General features: G+C 68.0%; 16 protein-coding genes. All 16 read right to left on the reverse strand.

Annotated elements, in window-relative coordinates; genetic code table 11:
- Window positions 1-5 precede the first annotated feature (5 nt).
- The 16 genes from flhA to fliG all read right to left on the reverse strand — a co-directional run bounded on the left by flhA (window position 6) and on the right by fliG (window position 17,066).
- A complete protein-coding gene (flhA, locus tag AC5P6X_RS20060; RefSeq protein WP_169449112.1) occupies window positions 6-2,066 on the reverse strand; it encodes a flagellar biosynthesis protein FlhA in 2,061 nt (686 codons plus the stop codon).
- A 44-nt stretch (window positions 2,067-2,110) separates the two neighbouring features.
- On the reverse strand, window positions 2,111-3,241 hold the full coding sequence (gene flhB / locus AC5P6X_RS20065) for a flagellar biosynthesis protein FlhB (protein ID WP_049448926.1): 1,131 nt from the start codon (window positions 3,239-3,241) through the stop codon (window positions 2,111-2,113).
- 84 nt (window positions 3,242-3,325) lie between these two features.
- Entirely contained in the window at window positions 3,326-5,575 is a 2,250-nt protein-coding gene (locus AC5P6X_RS20070) for a CocE/NonD family hydrolase (RefSeq protein ID WP_049448924.1), read from the reverse strand.
- A gap of 116 nt (window positions 5,576-5,691) precedes the next feature.
- A complete protein-coding gene (locus AC5P6X_RS20075) occupies window positions 5,692-7,827 on the reverse strand; it encodes a putative bifunctional diguanylate cyclase/phosphodiesterase (protein ID WP_495215583.1) in 2,136 nt (711 codons plus the stop codon).
- Between the two features lie 164 nt (window positions 7,828-7,991).
- Window positions 7,992-8,783 (reverse strand): flagellar biosynthetic protein FliR, encoded by a 792-nt coding sequence (gene fliR, locus AC5P6X_RS20080; protein WP_005409539.1) that lies wholly within the window; start codon window positions 8,781-8,783, stop codon window positions 7,992-7,994.
- A gap of 13 nt (window positions 8,784-8,796) precedes the next feature.
- Window positions 8,797-9,066 carry a flagellar biosynthetic protein FliQ gene (locus tag AC5P6X_RS20085; protein ID WP_005413254.1) on the reverse strand — a complete coding sequence of 90 codons (270 nt, stop codon included), beginning with the start codon at window positions 9,064-9,066 and terminating at the stop codon, window positions 8,797-8,799.
- Window positions 9,067-9,148: 82 nt separating this feature from the next.
- Window positions 9,149-9,928: a flagellar type III secretion system pore protein FliP gene (gene fliP, locus AC5P6X_RS20090; protein ID WP_005409541.1), complete on the reverse strand. Its 780-nt coding sequence runs from the start codon at window positions 9,926-9,928 to the stop codon at window positions 9,149-9,151.
- Window position 9,929: 1 nt separating this feature from the next.
- Window positions 9,930-10,349, reverse strand: a complete 420-nt coding sequence (fliO, locus tag AC5P6X_RS20095) for a flagellar biosynthetic protein FliO (RefSeq protein WP_005409542.1) — start codon at window positions 10,347-10,349, stop codon at window positions 9,930-9,932.
- Complete coding sequence (fliN, locus tag AC5P6X_RS20100) at window positions 10,346-10,681, reverse strand: flagellar motor switch protein FliN (RefSeq protein WP_005409543.1); 336 nt, start codon at window positions 10,679-10,681, stop codon at window positions 10,346-10,348. The genes fliO and fliN overlap by 4 nt, the downstream gene beginning before the upstream one ends.
- A complete protein-coding gene (fliM, locus tag AC5P6X_RS20105; RefSeq protein WP_005409544.1) occupies window positions 10,678-11,682 on the reverse strand; it encodes a flagellar motor switch protein FliM in 1,005 nt (334 codons plus the stop codon). Before fliM ends, fliN begins: the two co-directional genes overlap by 4 nt.
- A gap of 10 nt (window positions 11,683-11,692) precedes the next feature.
- Window positions 11,693-12,208, reverse strand: a complete 516-nt coding sequence (locus AC5P6X_RS20110) for a flagellar basal body-associated FliL family protein (RefSeq protein ID WP_005409545.1) — start codon at window positions 12,206-12,208, stop codon at window positions 11,693-11,695.
- 223 nt (window positions 12,209-12,431) lie between these two features.
- Entirely contained in the window at window positions 12,432-13,589 is a 1,158-nt protein-coding gene (locus tag AC5P6X_RS20115; protein WP_049448917.1) for a flagellar hook-length control protein FliK, read from the reverse strand.
- Window positions 13,589-14,056 (reverse strand): flagellar export protein FliJ, encoded by a 468-nt coding sequence (gene fliJ, locus AC5P6X_RS20120; RefSeq protein WP_005413256.1) that lies wholly within the window; start codon window positions 14,054-14,056, stop codon window positions 13,589-13,591. Before fliJ ends, AC5P6X_RS20115 begins: the two co-directional genes overlap by 1 nt.
- Before the next feature lie 3 nt (window positions 14,057-14,059).
- Window positions 14,060-15,445, reverse strand: a complete 1,386-nt coding sequence (locus AC5P6X_RS20125; protein WP_005413257.1) for a FliI/YscN family ATPase — start codon at window positions 15,443-15,445, stop codon at window positions 14,060-14,062.
- Window positions 15,442-16,083: a FliH/SctL family protein gene (locus AC5P6X_RS20130; protein ID WP_005409549.1), complete on the reverse strand. Its 642-nt coding sequence runs from the start codon at window positions 16,081-16,083 to the stop codon at window positions 15,442-15,444. Before AC5P6X_RS20130 ends, AC5P6X_RS20125 begins: the two co-directional genes overlap by 4 nt.
- Window positions 16,080-17,066, reverse strand: a complete 987-nt coding sequence (gene fliG, locus AC5P6X_RS20135) for a flagellar motor switch protein FliG (RefSeq protein WP_024958226.1) — start codon at window positions 17,064-17,066, stop codon at window positions 16,080-16,082. The genes AC5P6X_RS20130 and fliG overlap by 4 nt, the downstream gene beginning before the upstream one ends.
- Between the last annotated feature and the right edge of the window lies 1 nt (window position 17,067).

The following is a 17,067-nucleotide window of genomic DNA, read 5'->3' on the forward strand; positions in this document are numbered from 1 at the left end:
CGGCGTCAGCTGATCGTTCCGACCAGCTTCAGGCGCTTGTCCTCCGGCACCTCGCTGTAGGCCAGGACCGACAACGACGGAACGCTGTGGCGGACCAGGCGCGCCAGCGCGGCGCGCACCGGGCCCGGTACCAGCACGACCGCCGGCTCGTTTCGCGCTTCCTGCTTGCTGACACATTCGGCCAGGCTCTGGTGCAGTCGCTCTGCGAGTCCGGGTTCCAGCGCGGCGCCGTTGCCCTGCGTGGACTCCTGCAAGACACGTTCCAATTGCGGGTTGAGGGTGAACACCGGCAGCTCCGCCGACATTCCGGCGATCTCCTGCACGATGAAGCGGCCCAGCGCGGTGCGTACGGCAGCGGTCAGCACCGCCGGGTCCTGGCTGCTGGGCGCGTGTTCGACCAGCGCCTCGGCGATCTTGCGCAGCTGGCGGATCGGGATGCGCTCCACCAGCAGGTTCTGCAGCACGCGCACCACCGCCGACAGCGGCAGCGCCTTCGGCGTCAGATCTTCGACGAGCTTGGGCGCGCTCTTGGCCAGGTTGGCCAGCAGGTGCTGCACTTCCTCGTGGCCGAGCAGTTCCGGCGCATGTTCGCGGATCAGGTGCGAGAGGTGGGTGGCCACCACGGTGGCCGGGTCGACCACGGTGTAGCCCAGCGTTTCAGCCTGGGCACGCTGGTGCGGCTGGATCCAGGTGGCATCCAGGCCGAACGCGGGATCCTTGCCGGCAATGCCCTCCAGGGTGCCCAGCGCGCTGCCCGGGTCCAGCGCCAGTTCGCGGTCGGGGTGGATCTCGGCGGTGGCCACCGGCACGCCGTGCACCAGCACGCGGTAGCCGTTGGCGGGCAGTTCCAGGTTGTCGCGGATATGCACCGACGGGATCAGGAAGCCGACGTCCTGGGTCAGCTTGCGGCGCACGCCCTTGATGCGCGCCATCAGTTCGCCGCCCTGGTTGCTGTCCACCAGCGGGATCAGCCGGTAGCCGACCTCCAGGCCCAGCGGATCGACCGGGCGCAGTTCGTCCCAGCTCAGTTCGGCGGTCGGCGCAGGTGCCGCCGGGCGGCCGAGTGCATTGAGTGCGGCCGCGTCATTGCCGGCGGCTGCCGGGTCGGTGGCTGCGGCCTTGCCCTTGCGGTAGACCTTCCAGGCGATGAAGCCGAGGATCGCGGCCAGCGTCAGGAAAGCGACGTTGGGCATGCCCGGCACCAGGCCGACCACGCCGATGATGCCGGCGGTGATCGCCAGCGCGCGGTACTGGCCGAACACCTGGCCGGTCATCGCCTGGGCCATGTCCTGCGAGCGCGAGGCGCGGGTCACCAGCATCGCCACCGCGCTGGAGACCAGCAGGGCCGGCAGCTGCGCCACCAGGCCGTCACCGATGGACAGCAGGGTGTAGGTGGCAGCGGCTTCGCCGAACGGCATGCCATGCTGCAGCACGCCCACGGCCAGGCCGCCGAGCATGTTGATGAACAGGATCAGGATGCCGGCGATGGCGTCACCGCGGATGAACTTGCTGGCGCCGTCCATCGCGCCGTAGAAGTCGGCTTCCTCGCGCACTTCCTCGCGCCGCAGCTTGGCTTCTTCACGCGTCAGCAAACCGGCGTTGAGGTCGGCGTCGATCGCCATCTGCTTGCCGGGCATTGCGTCCAGGATGAAGCGCGCGGTCACTTCCGAGACGCGGCCGGCGCCCTTGGTGATCACCACGAAGTTGATGATGGTCAGGATCGCGAACACCACGATGCCGACCGCATAGTTGCCGCCGATCACGAATTCGCCGAAGGCGGCGATGACCTTGCCCGCGGCATCGTGGCCGTTCTGGCCGTTGAGCAGGATCACGCGGGTGGACGCCACGTTCAGCGCCAGCCGCAGCATGGTGGTGATCAGCAGCACGATCGGGAAGATGGTGAAGTCCAGCGGGCGCTTCACGTAGACCACCGCCAGCAGCACCATCAGCGAGATGGCGATGTTGAAGGTGAACAGAGCGTCGAGCACCGGCGCGGCCAGCGGCACCACGACCATGGCCAGCAGGGCCAGCACGATCAGCGGCGCGCCAAGGCCCTGGCGGATCATTTCCAGGGCACGGCGGGTGTTGAATCCGGTGGAGGGCTGGGCGCTCACGGGCGGCCTCCCTTGCCGAATTCATCCACCTGGATGTGCGGGGCGTCCGGCATCGGGCCAGTGCGCCAGGCGCGCAGCTGGTAGACGTAGGACAGGACCTGGGCGACGGCCGAATACAGTCTCACGGGGATTTCCTTTCCGAGTTGGCCTTCCCGATACAAGGCGCGTGCCAAAGGCGGGGCGGAGACGATCGCGACCTTGTTGCCGTCGGCCACCTCACGGATGCGCAGGGCGGTCTCATCCACGCCCAGGGCGACCACGGTGGGAGCATTCATGGTCCCACCCTCGTACTTCAGGGCCACCGCGTAGTGCGTCGGGTTGACCACCACCACGTCGGCGGTGGGCACTGCCTCCATCATCCGGCGGTTGGCCATCTGCTGCTGCAGCTGGCGGATGCGGCCCTTCACCTCGGGGCTGCCCTCGCTCTCCTTCATTTCCCGGCGCAGCTCTTCACGGGTCATCTTCAGCTTGCGCATCCAGTTCCAGCGCTGGTACGGCGCATCGATGGCGGCCAGCACCAGCATCGCGCCGGCGGTGGCCAGCAGCAGGCGCAGGGTGAAGCCGAGCCCGTCGGTGATGGCGGTCTCCAGCGGGTGGTGGATCAGCCCGCGCAGGGTGTCGAAGCCGGTCCAGACCACCAGTCCGGCGGCCACACCGACGAACGCCACGCGCAGCAGCGATTTGGTGAACTCGGCAATGGCCTCGGGGCCATAGAGGCGCTTGAGCCCGCTCATCGGGTTCATGCGGTTGATGTCGGGCAGCAACGCCTTCTGCGACCAGCGCAGGCCGCCCATCACCAGCGGGGCGACGAAGCTGGCCAGCAGGCAGACCAGCACCAGCGGTGCGATCACCAGCATGAACTGCAGCAGCAGGTCGCCGAAGTGGCCGAACAGTTCCTTCGGGTTCTGCCGCAGGCCCTGTTCCGGGCTGAGCGCCTGCTTCATCCAGGCACTGGCGCCACGGCCGATCGAGCCGCTCATGGCCATCACCGCCAGCACGCCGGCACCGAACACGGCGGCGGTGCCAAGTTCGCGCGAGCGCGGCAGGTTGCCTTGTTCACGGGCGTCGCGCAGGCGTTTTTCGGTAGGTTGTTCGGTCTTTTCGCCGGCGGATTCGTTCTCGGACATCACAGGCACTGCGGCAGGGGATGCCGGGGTGCGTGCAAGAAGTGTTCCGTGATGGGCCGTTGCCTATCCACGCATGGTATGGATCTACTGTAGGGAGTCGCTGGCGGGGCGCAGGGGAATCGTCAGAACACTGTCGCTGTGCCAATCCACCTGCAGCGGGGTGCCCGCATCAGCGGCCGATTCGTCGCTGACATCGCGGCCGCTGCCGTGGTTGACCTGGTGCATGGCGTCCTTCAGCACGTCTACCTTCACCAGCAGGCGGCTGCCGGCAGCCAGGCGGCGGGCGACCATGCGCGTGCGATCGAAGGGCAGGTGGGTCCATTGGCCGGGCTGCAGCAACTGGCGCGTGCCCGGGTCACGCACGTGGCTGGCCCGGCCCATGTAATAGGACAGCTGCATCCGGTGTCCATCGGCCATCAGCTCGTACAGGGTGACGGTGAAATCGAAGTCGCGCTTGTTGATCCTCACCTTCAGGTCGCCGGAGAAGCCGCCCACCAGATCCATCGGGCCGGTAAAGGGATCGGTGGCAAAGGACAGCGCCGTATCCCTTTCGTCCTGTGCTGCGATGATCGGGAAGGGGTAGTAGCCATGCCGCATTTCATTGCGGTCGGCCAGGTCCACGGTCTGCCCCAGCTGGCCCGGCGCTGGCGGCTGTTCCTGCAGGCGGTGGTAGCCATCGGCGGAAGCGGGTGCGGCCGACAGGTGGTAGCGGTGGTGGGCACCCGCGGCGGCGTCCAGTGTTGCCGCATGCCCCCAGCGATTGGCGCCCATCAGCTGGTAGTTCACGCGGTCAGGCACCAGCGCCGGGCGAGGGGCGCCGCGCAGCACATGGTCCAGCCACTGGAAGGTCAGTGCGGGCGTGTCGAACTGCGCGACGGCGTCCAGGTCGTATCCACGCAGCTGCATCGGCTTGAGCGCCGACTGCGCACCGCGATGGTCATAGGGGCCGATCAGCAGGGAGTGATCGGCATCGGGGCGGTGCCGCAGGTGGTCCTTGAAGTACTGCAGTGCCGAGATCTGGCCGTCGTCGTAGTAGCCGGTGATGGTCAGTACCGGGATGCGGATGTCGTCGAACTGATCGCCATAGGGAACCATCGACTGCCAGTAGGCGTCGTACGTGGGGTGATCGAGCCAGCGCTGCAGCCAGGGGTTGGATGTGCCGTCGATCTGGTCGATCTGCCGGTAAGGGCGGCCGGAGGCATACCAGCGGCGCGGCAGCTGCGACCAGCGCTCGTTCTGATCGTAGGTATCGTTGTCCAGCATCGGGCCATTGGCCACATAGAACGCCCAACCGTAGTTGGCACTCAGGAACACGTTGTTCTCCATCGGCAGGCCCTGGCCGGGGATGGCGGCAACGTAGGGCACGATGGTCTTCAGTGCGGGATGGTGATGGCGCGCTGCTGCCCAGGCGGTAAAGCCCTCGTAGCTGCCGCCATACATGGCGACCCGGCCATCGTTCCATGGCTGGTGGCTGATCCAGTCGATGGCCGCATTGGCGTCCTCGCCGTCATGTTCGTAGGGAGCGATGGTGCCCGTGCCCTGGCCCTTGCCGCGCGCATCGACCACGATGCCGGCGTAGCCATGCGCGGCGGCCAGCAGCATCTTCTGCCGATTCTTGGGTGGATCGGTGTAGATGGTGAACAGCATGGCCGCAGGCAGGGGCACCGATGCGGCGCGAGGGCGGGCCAGCTGCGCCGACAGCACGACGCCATCGCCAACGGGGATGCGCAATGCGTCGTCGATGGCGAAGCGGCGCTGCTCTTCCGCCGCGACCAGCGGAGGGGCCAGGGCAGCGGCCAGGGTCTGCGCACGCAGTACCGCCCGCAGGCGCAGCAGTTCCAGGGCGACAGCCTCGGCAATGGTCGTCGCCCCCGCCTGTGCCGCGACGGCCTGCTCCAGCTGGGCGCGCACCGGGGCTGGCTCAACCGAGAGTGCGGCACCGGCCTGCACCGCGGCAACGTCGTCGAGGGCGGCGAAGGTGGCGTGGAAGGCGCGCGCATACTCCGCTGCGTCCTGCTCGCCGGCGGTGACGAGCAGCAGCATCGGTACCCAGCGTTGCACTGCTGCGGTATCACCTTCGCCTGCAAGCGATGCGCGTGCCTGCTGGATCGATCGCCGCGCTTCGGCCGTCTGGCCCGCCGCCACCAACGCGTGGCCGCGCTGTACATCGGTCAGGCTGGGCGACTTCAGCACGCCCTTGCCAAGGGCCTGCAGGGCAGCGTCGACCTGGGCCGGGGAAGCATCGGCTGGCAATGACCACGGCAGATCAGCGGCGTTGGCGTGGCCAACAGCAAGGGCCAGCAACAGGCCAGCAAGGGGGGTGCGTAGGGCCACGGGCGCTTCCTTGGATGACGGTGGAACGGCGCATCCACGCGTGGCGTGGATCTACCGAAGGCCAACCAATGGTAGCGCCGGGCCGTGCCCGGCGGGAGCCGAGCGCAGGCTCGGCGCTACCGGGGCGCGTTGTCGCTGGGCGGTGGGCTCTGCGCCAGTTCCACCCGCGGCCGGGGCAGGTCGTGCAGCTGCATGAAGCGCGCCGCATCGACCGGCCGTCCCAGCAGGTAGCCCTGCAGGTAGTCGCAGCCCAGGCGCTCCAGGTAGGCGCGCTGGGCGGCGGTCTCCACGCCCTCGGCGACGATGTCCATGTCCAGCGCATGGCCCAGCGCCACGATCGCCGAGACGATCACCACGTCCTCTGCACTGTGTTCCAGGTCGCGCACGAACGCATGGTCGATCTTGATCTCGGTGGCTGGCAGCCGCTTCAGGTACAGCAGGCTGGAATAGCCGGTGCCGAAGTCATCGATGGAGATGCCTACGCCCAGCGCCGACAGCGCCTGCAGCAGGCGCAGGCTGGTGTCGGTATCGCGCATCACCGTGCTTTCGGTGATTTCCAGCACCAGGTGGCGCGGGGCGATGTTGTGGCGTTCGATCACCGCGCGCACATCCTGCAGCAGGTGCGGCGAACTGAACTGCACCGGCGACAGGTTCACCGACATCGACCAGCCTTCGTGACCGGCATCGTGCCAGCGCCGCAGCTGCAGGCAGGCCTGGTCCAGCGCCCAGCGCCCGATCTCGTTGATCGCGCCGCTGCGCTCGGCCAGGCGGATGAACCGATCGGGCGGAATCAGGCCATGCTCCGGATGGTGCCAGCGGATCAACGCTTCGGCACCGGCCACCTTCTGCGTGGCCACGCGGATCTTGGGCTGGTAGTGCAGGAACAACTGCTCGCTGCCGATGGCCCGGCGCAGGTCGGCCAGCAGCCGGAACTGTTGTTCGGCGCTGTCATTCATCCAGTCGGCGAACAGCACGAAGGCGTTGCGCCCGGATTCCTTGGCCTGGTACATCGCCGCGTCGGCAAAGGCCATCAGCTGCCGCTCGCTGGCGGCGTGATCCGGGCAGATCGCCACGCCGATGCTGGCGGTTACCTGCAGTTCGTTGTCCGGCAGCAGCGGTCCACTGCCGACCGCCTGCAGGATGCGCCGGGCGAGGGTTGGCAGATCCTCATCGTGCTCGATGCGCACCACCAGCACGAACTCATCGCCGCCCAGGCGCGCCAGCATGTCATGCGGGCGGAGCAGCTGGCGGGTGCGCTCGGCCACCGCCACCAGCAGTGCGTCACCCGCCTGGTGGCCATAGGCGTCGTTGACCTGCTTGAAGCCGTCCAGGTCCATGAACATCACCGCGAAGCGGCTGCCGCCCTGTTCGGCCTCGGCCAGTGCCTGCACGATGCGGCGCTGCAACAGCAGGCGGTTGGGCAGGCGGGTGAGCGGATCATGCAGTGCGGCCTGGGTCAGTTCCTGCTGCGCGTCGGTCAGCGAGGTACTCAGCATGGAATTGCGCAGCCGCAGCAGCTGCGCCTCCACCCGCTGGTCCAGCCAGGACACCACCAGCACCACCGCGAGGATCGCGACCGTCAGCACCACTACCAGCATCGCCAGCCACTCGTTCTGCAGGCCATCGCCGACCGCCGCGCCGCAGATGCTGCCTTCCGGAAAGCGTGCGGCGGCCATGCCGGTGTAGTGCATGCCAACGATGGCCAGCCCGAGCAGGCCAGCGGCTGCCAGGCGATCACCGATGCGGGTGCGCTGCGCGCGCAGGCGGAATGCCACATACAACGCAGTCCATGAGGCGGCGACCGCTACCATCAGCGAGAACAGCAGCCAGCCCGGGTCGTAGTCGATGCCAGGCTGCATGCGCATCGCCGCCATGCCAACGTAATGCATGCCGGCAATGCCGGTGCCCATCAGCAGCGCGCCACCGGCCAGCCGAGGGTGCGGCAGGGTACGCAGTGAAACCAGCCATAGCGCGAACACCGATGAGGCGATGGCCAGGGCCAGGGAGAGCAGGGTGATCGGCAGGTCGTAACCGGGCGGAATGGGCAGGTCGAAGGCGAGCATGCCGATGAAGTGCATCGACCAGATGCCCAGGCCCATGGCGAAGCCACCACCGAGGCGCCACCACCAGGCCGCGCCCTTGCCGGGTGCGGTGACCGTGCGCCCGGCCATCGCCAGCGCGGTGTATGAAGCCATCACGGCAACCAGCAACGAGATCGCCACCAGCCACGGGTTGTACGTGCCTACCAGCATTCGTCAGTCTCCCGGACCTGCCTGTCGACGGAAACCACGGTGGGGCATGCATGAGGCAGGCCGACGCAGGGCGGCGGCCACGTGCGGCATCCCCCCGGTTGCCGCGCATTCACTCTAGCGCGCAGACCCGGGGGAAGGGCAAGCGGTAAAACGTGATGATCGGGTCAGTGTGTGACCGCGTCCGCAGCCTGGAAGGCGGCATCGAACAGGCGCTGTACCGGCGGGCCCATTTCCCCGGCCAGCAGGGCCAGCAGGAACAGGCCCAGCAGCAGTGAGACCGGCAGGCCGAGCTGGATCGGATTCAGTGCCGGGGCAGCACGCGCCAGCACGCCGAAGGCGAGGTTCACCGCCAGCATCGCCACGGTCAGTGGAATGGCCAGGGTCAATGCGCCGCGCAGCACCGTCAGCAGGAAGGTCGGAGCGATGCTGAAGAAGGCGTGCGGGTCCGGCAGCGGGGCGCCGATCGGCAGCGCCCGGTAGCTGTCCACCACCAGCGAGATCAGCGCCAGATGGCCGTTGGCGGTGAAGAACAGCAGGCCGAACAGCAGGTAGAACCACTGCCCGATCACGCCGGAGGTGCCACCACGAAGCGGGTCGCTCATCTGCGCGAAGGCCAGGCCGGTGCCCTGGGCGATCAGTTCGCCGGCCATCGCGCCGGCCTCGAACACCAGCCGCAGCAGGAAGCCGATGGACACGCCGATGGCCAGCTCGCGGGCGATGGTCAGTACGGTGGCAGCATCGAAGCCGGTCCAGTCCGGAACCGGCGGCAGCAGCGGTGCCAACGCGATGGCAAGGGTACCGGCCAGGATCACGCGGATCCGTGCCGGCACCGCACGGGTGCCGACCATGGGCATGGCCATGGCCACCGCGCCGATGCGCAGCATGGTCCACAGCACGGTGCCGATCATGCCGAAGGCCTGCAGGCCGTCGGCAGCCATCTGGGTGGCGGCGTCCATCGAGGCGCGTGTCCTAGCCGATCAGGTGTGGAATGCGCTGGAACAGCAGCGTGGTGAATTCAACCAGGTGGCCGATCAGCAGGCTGCCCAGCGCGAACAGCACCGCGGTCAGTGCCGCCGCCTTGGCAACGAAGGCGATGGTCGGTTCGTTGAGCTGGGTCGCGGCCTGCACCACGCCCACCACCACGCCCACCACCAGCACGGTGAGCAGCAGCGGGCCGGCCACCCACAACACGGTGATCAGGCCGCCACGCAGTTCGGTCAAGGCAAGTTCGGGAGACATTCGGGGTCCATCTGCTTGTGTGGAGTCGAGCCGCGCTCGACTGTGCTTCTGTAGAGCCGAGCCATGCCCGACTGCCTCTCAATCACGCCGGATTGAAGCTCGCCGCCAACGTACCCACCGTCAGCACCCAGCCATCCACCAGCACGAACAGCAGGATCTTGAACGGTGCCGACACCAGCATCGGCGACAGCATCATCATGCCCATCGACATCAGCACGCTGGCCACGACCAGGTCGATGATCACGAACGGGATGAAGATCAGGAAGCCGATCTCGAAAGCGGTTTTCAGCTCGCTGGTGACGAACGATGCGACCAGTACCGGGAACGGGATCGCGTCGGGGCTGGCGTAGGTGCCGTGCCCGGCGATGCCGGCGAAGGTCATCAGGTCGGTCTCCCGGATCTGCGCCAGCATGAAGCCGCGCAACGGCGTGGTGGTCAGCGTCCAGGCGGTCTGGAAGTCGATCTCGCCATTGAGGTACGGCGCCATGCCGGTGCTCCAGGCCTTGTCCCAGGTCGGCATCATCACCATCGCGGTGAGGAACAGGGCCAGGCCCAGCAGCACCTGGTTGGACGGCGTCTGCCCGGTACCCAGCGCCTGGCGCAGCAGGCCCAGCACGATGATGATGCGGGTGAACGAGGTCAGCACCAGCAACATCGACGGGATCAGGGTGATCGCCGTCATCAGCAGCAGGGTCTGCAGCGGCAGGCTGACCGGCGCACCACCGATCTTGCCGACGTTGATGTCCGGCAGTGGCGTGGTCGGTGCGCCGGGTGCAGCGAAGGCCAGTGCCGGCAACAGGCACAGGGCGAGCATCAGCAGCCACGGCATCAGGGTGGCAAGACGGGTACGGGTGACACGCATGTCAGGGGTCCTTGCGCAGCCGCTGCTGCAGCAGCTGGGCGAAATTCGGAAGATTCTTGAAGTCCGGCACGCGCACGGGCGCGGGCGGCGGCAGCGGTTCGGGCAGGGTGTGCAGGGTGTTGATGCCGCCGGCGGTGACGCCCAGCAGCAGCTGCTGGCCGTTGACCTCGACCACCACCACGCGCTCCTTGGCACCGACACTCAGGCTGGCCACCACCTTCATGCCTTCGGCCGGGCGGAAACCACTGCCGGGCAGGCGCTTGAGCAGCCAGCCGAGGCCGATGACCAGCGCCAGCACTGCCAGCAGCGCCAGCACCGCGCCGAACAGGCTCGGTGCGGCGGCTGCGTGCTGGCCGATCTGCGGGCCGGCCGGAGCGGCGGTCTTGCCGACCGCCAGCAGGGTGGAGGCCAGCAGGCTCAACGCAGTCTCCGGATCCGCTCGCTCGGGCTGACCACATCGGTCAGGCGCACGCCGAAGCGGTCATTGATCACCACCACTTCGCCATGGGCGATCAGGGTGCCGTTGACGAACACATCCAGCGACTCGCCGGCACCACGTTCCAGTTCCACCACCGAACCCTGGTTGAGCTGCAGCAGGTTGCGGATCGGCAGGCGCGCGCGACCGACTTCCAGCGACAGCGTCACCGGTACGTCGAGGATCACGTCCAGGTTCAGGTCCGGGCCGTTCGCCTCATCGGCCTGCAGGCTGCTGAACTGGGCCGGAGTGGGTTCGAGGGCGTCGATATCGTTCATTGCGGGTCTTCCTGGATGACGGGTACGCGCGGGCGGGTGCCCGGCGGATGGGTAGCGGTGATCTTCACGGCGTTCATGCCGTTGGCGATGCCGAACTCGCCGGTGAACACCGGGATGTTCTCCACGCACACCGGCACCTGCGGGCTCAGCTCGATCGGCAGGATGTCGCCGACCTTCAGCTGGGTCAGGTCACGTAGGGTCATGCGCTTGCTGGCCAGTACGCTGGACAGGGTGACTTCGGCGATGTTGAGCTGTTCACGCAGGGTCTTGCCCCAGCTCTCGTCGCGGTCGTTGCGGTCGCTCTGGATGCCGGCGTCGAGCAGCTCGCGGATCGGCTCCAGCATCGAATACGGCAGGGTGACGTGGATGTCGCCACCGCCGCCATCGAGTTCGACGTGCAGGCGGCACACCACGACGTATTCGCGCGGCGTCACGATGTTGGCGAAGTGCGGGTTGATCTCCGAGTTGATGTACTCGAAGTCGACGTCCATCACCGGTGCCCAGGCCTCGCGCAGGTCGGCGAAGGTCTGCTTCAGCAGCAGGTGGATCACCCGCATTTCGGTGGCGGTGAACTCGCGGCCTTCGATGCGGGTGGGGTAGCGCCCGTCGCCACCGAAGAAGTTGTCGACGATGGCGAACACCAGGGTCGGCTCGAACACGATCAGGCCGGTACCGCGCAGCGGCTTGAAGCGGATCAGGTTCAGGTTGGTCGGCACATACAGCGAGTGCATGTAGTCGTTGAACTTGATCAGCTCGATGCCGCGCACCGACAGCTCGGCCGAGCGGCGGATCAGGTTGAACAGGCCGATCCGCCACAGGCGCGCGAAACGCTCGTGGACCATTTCCAGGGTTGGCATGCGACCGCGGATGATGCGGTCCTGGCTGGCGAAGTCGTACGAGCGCGCTTCGCCTGACGGCGGTTCCGGATCGGTTTCGACCGCGCCACTGTCCACGCCGTGGAGCAGGGCATCGATCTCGTCCTGGGACAACAGATCATTCATCGGTGGGCCCTTACTGGGTCACGAAGCTGGTGAACAGCAGGTCGTCGGCACCATTGCTGCCGGTCTCGGCCTTGAGCACTTTCTGCACTTCGGCCAGCGACGCAGCCTGCAGCTTCTGCTTGCCGGCGACATCGGCGATCTGGTCCGGGCTGACCTGCGAGAACAGCATCAGCAGGCGTGCGCGGATGGCGGGTGCATGGGTCTTGATCGCTTCCAGCGCAGCCGGGTCACGGGTCATCAGCTGCACTTCCAGCTGCAGGTAGCGCGGACCGTCGACCGGGCCGTTGAGGTTGACCACGAATGCGGGGTCCAGCGCGAAGTACTGTGCCGGTGCCGGAGTGCTGGCCTTCTTCGGCGCCTGCGCGGTCTTCTCTTCGTGCTTGGACTGGGTGAAGAACCAGACGCCGCCACCGGCGGCAGCGGCGGCCAGTACGGCCACCAGCGCGGTGATCAGAATCGGACTACGCGGCTTGGCGGCCTTGTCCTTCTCGGCGGTCTTCTTGGTTTTGTCAGCGGCTGCGGCCACGGGGTGAAGCTCCTGAGGGTTGCTTCACCGGGATATGCAAGGGGTGTGCCGAAGGCGGGGCAGAGGGGTGCGACGGAATTCCGTCGGGGGGGCGGTGGGGCCGTGCGGAGCAAGCTCCGCACCCACCAACGCGATACTGGCAGGTGCGGCTCTATTGCCCGGGTGCCCTGGTGGCTGCCGACCGCCCGGCCCTGGTGGGTGCCAACCTTGGTTGGCACGCCTGTCAGGCGTATGCGTCCAGCAACCCGCGCTGGCGGATCAGCTGTGCGGACGACACGTTGGTGTCGCCCGGCGACGGTTCTCCGTCACCGGCGGTCCCACCGTTGCCAGATGCTCCCGACGCATTGCCGTCACCCCCCGGGGCCTGGTGGCCAACATCAGCGTGTGCCAGCTGGAAGCCCTGTTCGCCCAGCAGCTCGCGCAGGCGCGGCAGGCTGCTTTCCAGTGCCTGCCGCACGTCCACGTGCGGGCTGCTGAAGCTGGCATGCACCTTGTCGCCGTTCAACTGCAGGCGCACGTCGACCGGGCCCATATCGTCCGGGCTCAGGCGGATATGGGCGTGGCCGATTTTCTGGTCGGCCAGCCAGCCCAGGCGTGCGCCAATGGCCTGGTCGAAGCCGTCGTCACCCAGCACGGGCTTGGGCGTGGGTTCGCCATTGAAGATCGCGTTGCCGGTGGCGAGCGCCGCCTTCAGGTCCTGTACGGCGGCCCCCGCCGGTGCATGCAGCAGTGGTGCACTGGCGCGGTCGCCAACGGCGGCCACGTCACTGCCTTCGCCGCGCTCGCTGCGCTTGCCGGGCAGGATCATCTCCGGCAGTGGCAGCGCGCTGGCATCGTCCGCGCTGGTCGCCGCCGGTTTGCCGTCGGCCGTCGCTGCGGCGGCCGTTGCTGGGGCAGTTGCAGGCAGTGCCGGATTCGCGGCAGGGGCAACGGGCAGTGCGCTGCCGTCGCTGGCCTGCGACGGTGCAGCGGTGGTCGGCAGGGCAGCGGCCGCATCCACGGGCGTCGGCATCGCCAGCACCAGGCCGGCCAGACCGAGCGGCGGCCAAGGGGCGTCTTCGGTCGCGGCGGATTTGTCCTTGTCGGTAGCGGGTGCAGCCGGGGTCACGGCAACGGGCGCTGGCGGCGGCGCTTCAGCGGTTACCGCTTCGGCGTCGCTGCGTTCGCCTGGTGCCTGGCCACTGCTGTCAGTGGTCGACGGCTGGCTCGTCGTGGATGGCGACGGCGTGGTGGCGCTGCCGGCAGGGCCGGGTGCAGAGGGCGCGCCGTCCTGCAGCAGCTGGCTGAAGTCCTTTCCGCCTTCGCTGCGCGGGGCGCGCGCCGCACTGTTGCTGGTGGCCGGCGTGGCAGGGTTGGCACTGCCGGCGAGTGGGGAGGGCATCACGAGCGACCTCCCTGCTCGGTGCCGTCCTGGTCTTCGGCCTGGACAAGGCGCGCGCGGCGCGCGCCGATATCGTCCATCTCGCGCTGGTCGCGGCGGTCGGTCACCACTTTTTCCTGCGCGCGGTAGCTCGCGGCCAGCTGTTCCAGCACGGCCTTGTCACGGCTGGCCAGGATCAGCCGGGCGCGCTCGGCTTCCACCTTTTCGCGGTTGCCATTGACCGTGGCCTGCTGCTGTTCGACGGCACTGTCCAACCGGTCGAGGAAAGCGCGTCGGTTCAGCAGCTGCGCCGGGCTGGTGGCGGCCATCTGAGCGTTGGCGTACTCCTCGGCGTAGCGGCGCAGTTCGTCCAGTCGCGATAGATGGGTATCGAGCACGCGCTGGCGTTCGGCAAGGTCGCGGGCAACCGCGTCCTCGTGTTCCTGGGCCCGCTTGAGCAGGGGATCAATGCGCTTGGACTGGTTCATGGCTTAACTCTCTTGTTCCACCAGGCGCTGCAGCGCCGCCTGGCTGTGCGGGAGATCTGCGGCCTTGGCAACGTCCTGGCCGAGGAACTCCATGATTTCCGGCCAGCGTTCCAGGGCTTCGTCGGTGGCCGCGTCGTTGCCGCGCTGGTAGGCACCGATGGCGATCAGGTCACGGTTGGCCGAGTAGGCCGAGACCAGTCGCTTCAATTTGCGGATGCGCAGGCGCCACGGCTCGTCGGCGATTTCCGTGACCACGCGGCTGACCGACGATTCGACGTCGATGGCCGGGTACAGGCCGCTGTCGGCCACGCGCCGCGAGAGCAGGATGTGGCCGTCGAGGATCGCGCGCGCCGCATCGGCGATCGGGTCCTGCGGATCATCGCCCTCGGTCAGCACCGTGTAGAACGCAGTGATCGAGCCACGGCCCTTGGCGCCATTGCCGGCGCGTTCGACCAGTGCCGGCAGCTTGGCGAACACCGACGGCGGGTAGCCGCGGGTGGTCGGCGGCTCGCCCACCGACAGGCCGATCTCGCGCTGTGCTTGGGCGAAGCGGGTCAGCGAGTCCATCAGCAGCAGCACGTTCAGTCCCTGGTCGCGGAACCATTCGGCGATGGCGGTAGCGCGGTAGGCACCGTGCAGGCGCGCCAGCGGCGGCCGGTCGGCGGGACTGGCCACTACCACGGCGCGGCGCAGGCCTTCCTCGCCCAGCGTGGTCTCGACGAAATCGCGCACTTCGCGGCCACGTTCACCGATCAGGCCGACCACGATCACGTCGGCGGCGGTGTAGCGGGTCATCATGCCCAGCAGCGTCGACTTGCCGACGCCGGAGCCGGCGAACAGGCCGACACGCTGGCCGCGGCCGATCGGCAGCAGCGCGTTGATCGCGCGCACGCCCACGTCCAGCGGCTGGGTGATCGGTTCGCGCGCCAGTGGATTGATCGACACGCCGGCCATGCCGACATGGCCTTCGGCGCGGATCGGGCCCTTGCCGTCCAGCGGCACGCCATCGCTGTCGATGACGCGGCCAAGCAGGCCTTCGCCCACTTCCACGCCACCGCGGCGCGCCGATGGCACCACGCGGGCGTTGGGCAACAGGCCATGCAGCTCGGCACTGGGCATCAGGTAAGTGCGCTCGCCGGCGAAGCCGACCACTTCGGCATCGACCCAGCCGCCGTCGACCACTTCCACCTTGCAGCTGGCCCCCAGCGGCGCCTCGCAGCCGACGGCTTCCAGGGTCAGTCCGACCGCGCGGCGCAGCACGCCTTCGCGGATCAGGCCACGGCCATGCGCGGTATCCACGCGCAGGCCGTCGAGCCGGCGGGCCAGGCGCAGGTTGCGGGCCATGGCCCAGTCGGCCGGTGGCGGCGTCGGCTGCGGATCGGGATTCATGCATTGGCTCCGGTCTGGCGGATCACCGCGTCCAGCGCGCCGCGCAGGCGGGCTTCCAGGGTGCCGTCGATGCGCACGGCTTCGGCGTGCACGCGAAGATCGCCGCGGCTGAGGCTGGTGTCTGGCACCAGGCGCTGTTGTGGCGGCAGGCTCAACAGCGGGGCGAGGGCGGCGATGTCGTCGGGGTGCAGTCGCACTTCGACCTCGCGGGTGCTGCCACCCACCGCGTCGATGGCCTCACCGACCAGCTGTGCCAGCAGTGCCGGGTCAGCTTCGTAGGCGCGGCCGACTAGCGCACCGGCGATGCGTACCGCCAGTTCGCCCAGTGCGCCGACCACTTCGTTCTCCAGCCGCACCAGCGGTCGGCTGAAGTTGTCGAGGATGCCTTCGATCTGCGCGGCGAGGCGACGCACTTCGGCTTGGCCCTGGCCGTAACCTTCAGCATGGCCGTGCTGGAAGCCTTCCTTCTCGGCGCTGTCCTGGATGGCCTGGATTTCCTCCAGGGTCGGCAGCTGCAGCGGCGGCTCCGGCTCGTGTTCCGGGTCCGGCTCGGTGAGTTCGAACGCATCCTCCTGCTCCAGCACCGGTTCGGGCTGGGCCAGCAGGTCCGGGGCAAGCCAGCGCACGACGTTGCTCACAGCATGGCCTCCGCGCTGCCACCGATGGTGACGGTGCCTTCATCGGCCATGCGCTTGACGATGGCCAGGATCTCGCGCTGTGCGCCTTCCACGTCGGACAGGCGCACCGGGCCACGGGCTTCCATGTCTTCCAGCAGGATTTCGGCCGCGCGCTGCGACATGTTGCGGGTGATCTTGTCGCGCACCTTGATGTCGGCACCGCGCAAGGCCAGGCCCAGGCGCTCGCCGCTCACTTCGCGCAGCACCAGCTGCATCTCGCGGTCGTCGAGGTCGACCAGGTCGTCGAACACGAACATCAGGTCCTGGATGCGGTTGCTCAACGGCGCATCGATGCGCGCGATCTCGCCCAGGATCGCCTGGTCCTGGCCGCTGTCCATGAAGTTCAGGATGTTGGCCGCGCACTGCACGCCGCCGATGTTGGACGATTTCAGGTTCTGGTTGCCGGCGAACTGGCGCTCCATGATCTCGTTGAGTTCATTGAGCGCGTTCGGCGGAATGCCGTCGAGGGTGGCGATGCGCAGCAGCACGTCGACGCGGGTACGGTCCGGCAGCAGTTTCAGCGCGTCGGCGGCCTGGTCGGTTTCCAGGTGCGCCATCACGATGGCGATGATCTGCGGGTGCTCGTTGCGCACCAGGTCGGCCACCGCACGCGGGTCCATCCACTTCAGCGCGTCCAGGCCGGTGGTGTTGCGGCCGAGCAGGATGCGGTCGATCAGGTTGCCGGCCTTCTCGCTGCCCAGCGCCTGCACCAGCATGTTGCGGATGTAGTCGTCCGAACCCACGCCCAGCGAGGTCTTCGAGCCCAGCTCCTGGCCAAACTGGTCCATCACCCGTTCCACCTGCTCGCGGGTGATGTCGGTCATGGTGGCCATGGCGATGCCGATCTTCTGCACTTCCTTGGGTTCCATGTGGCGCAGCACTTCGGCTGCGTCCAGTTCGCCCAGCGAAAGCAGCAGTACGGCGGCGCGCTGCACGCCGGTCAGT

The organism is Stenotrophomonas sp. YJH_SMC_40, assembly GCF_059368615.1.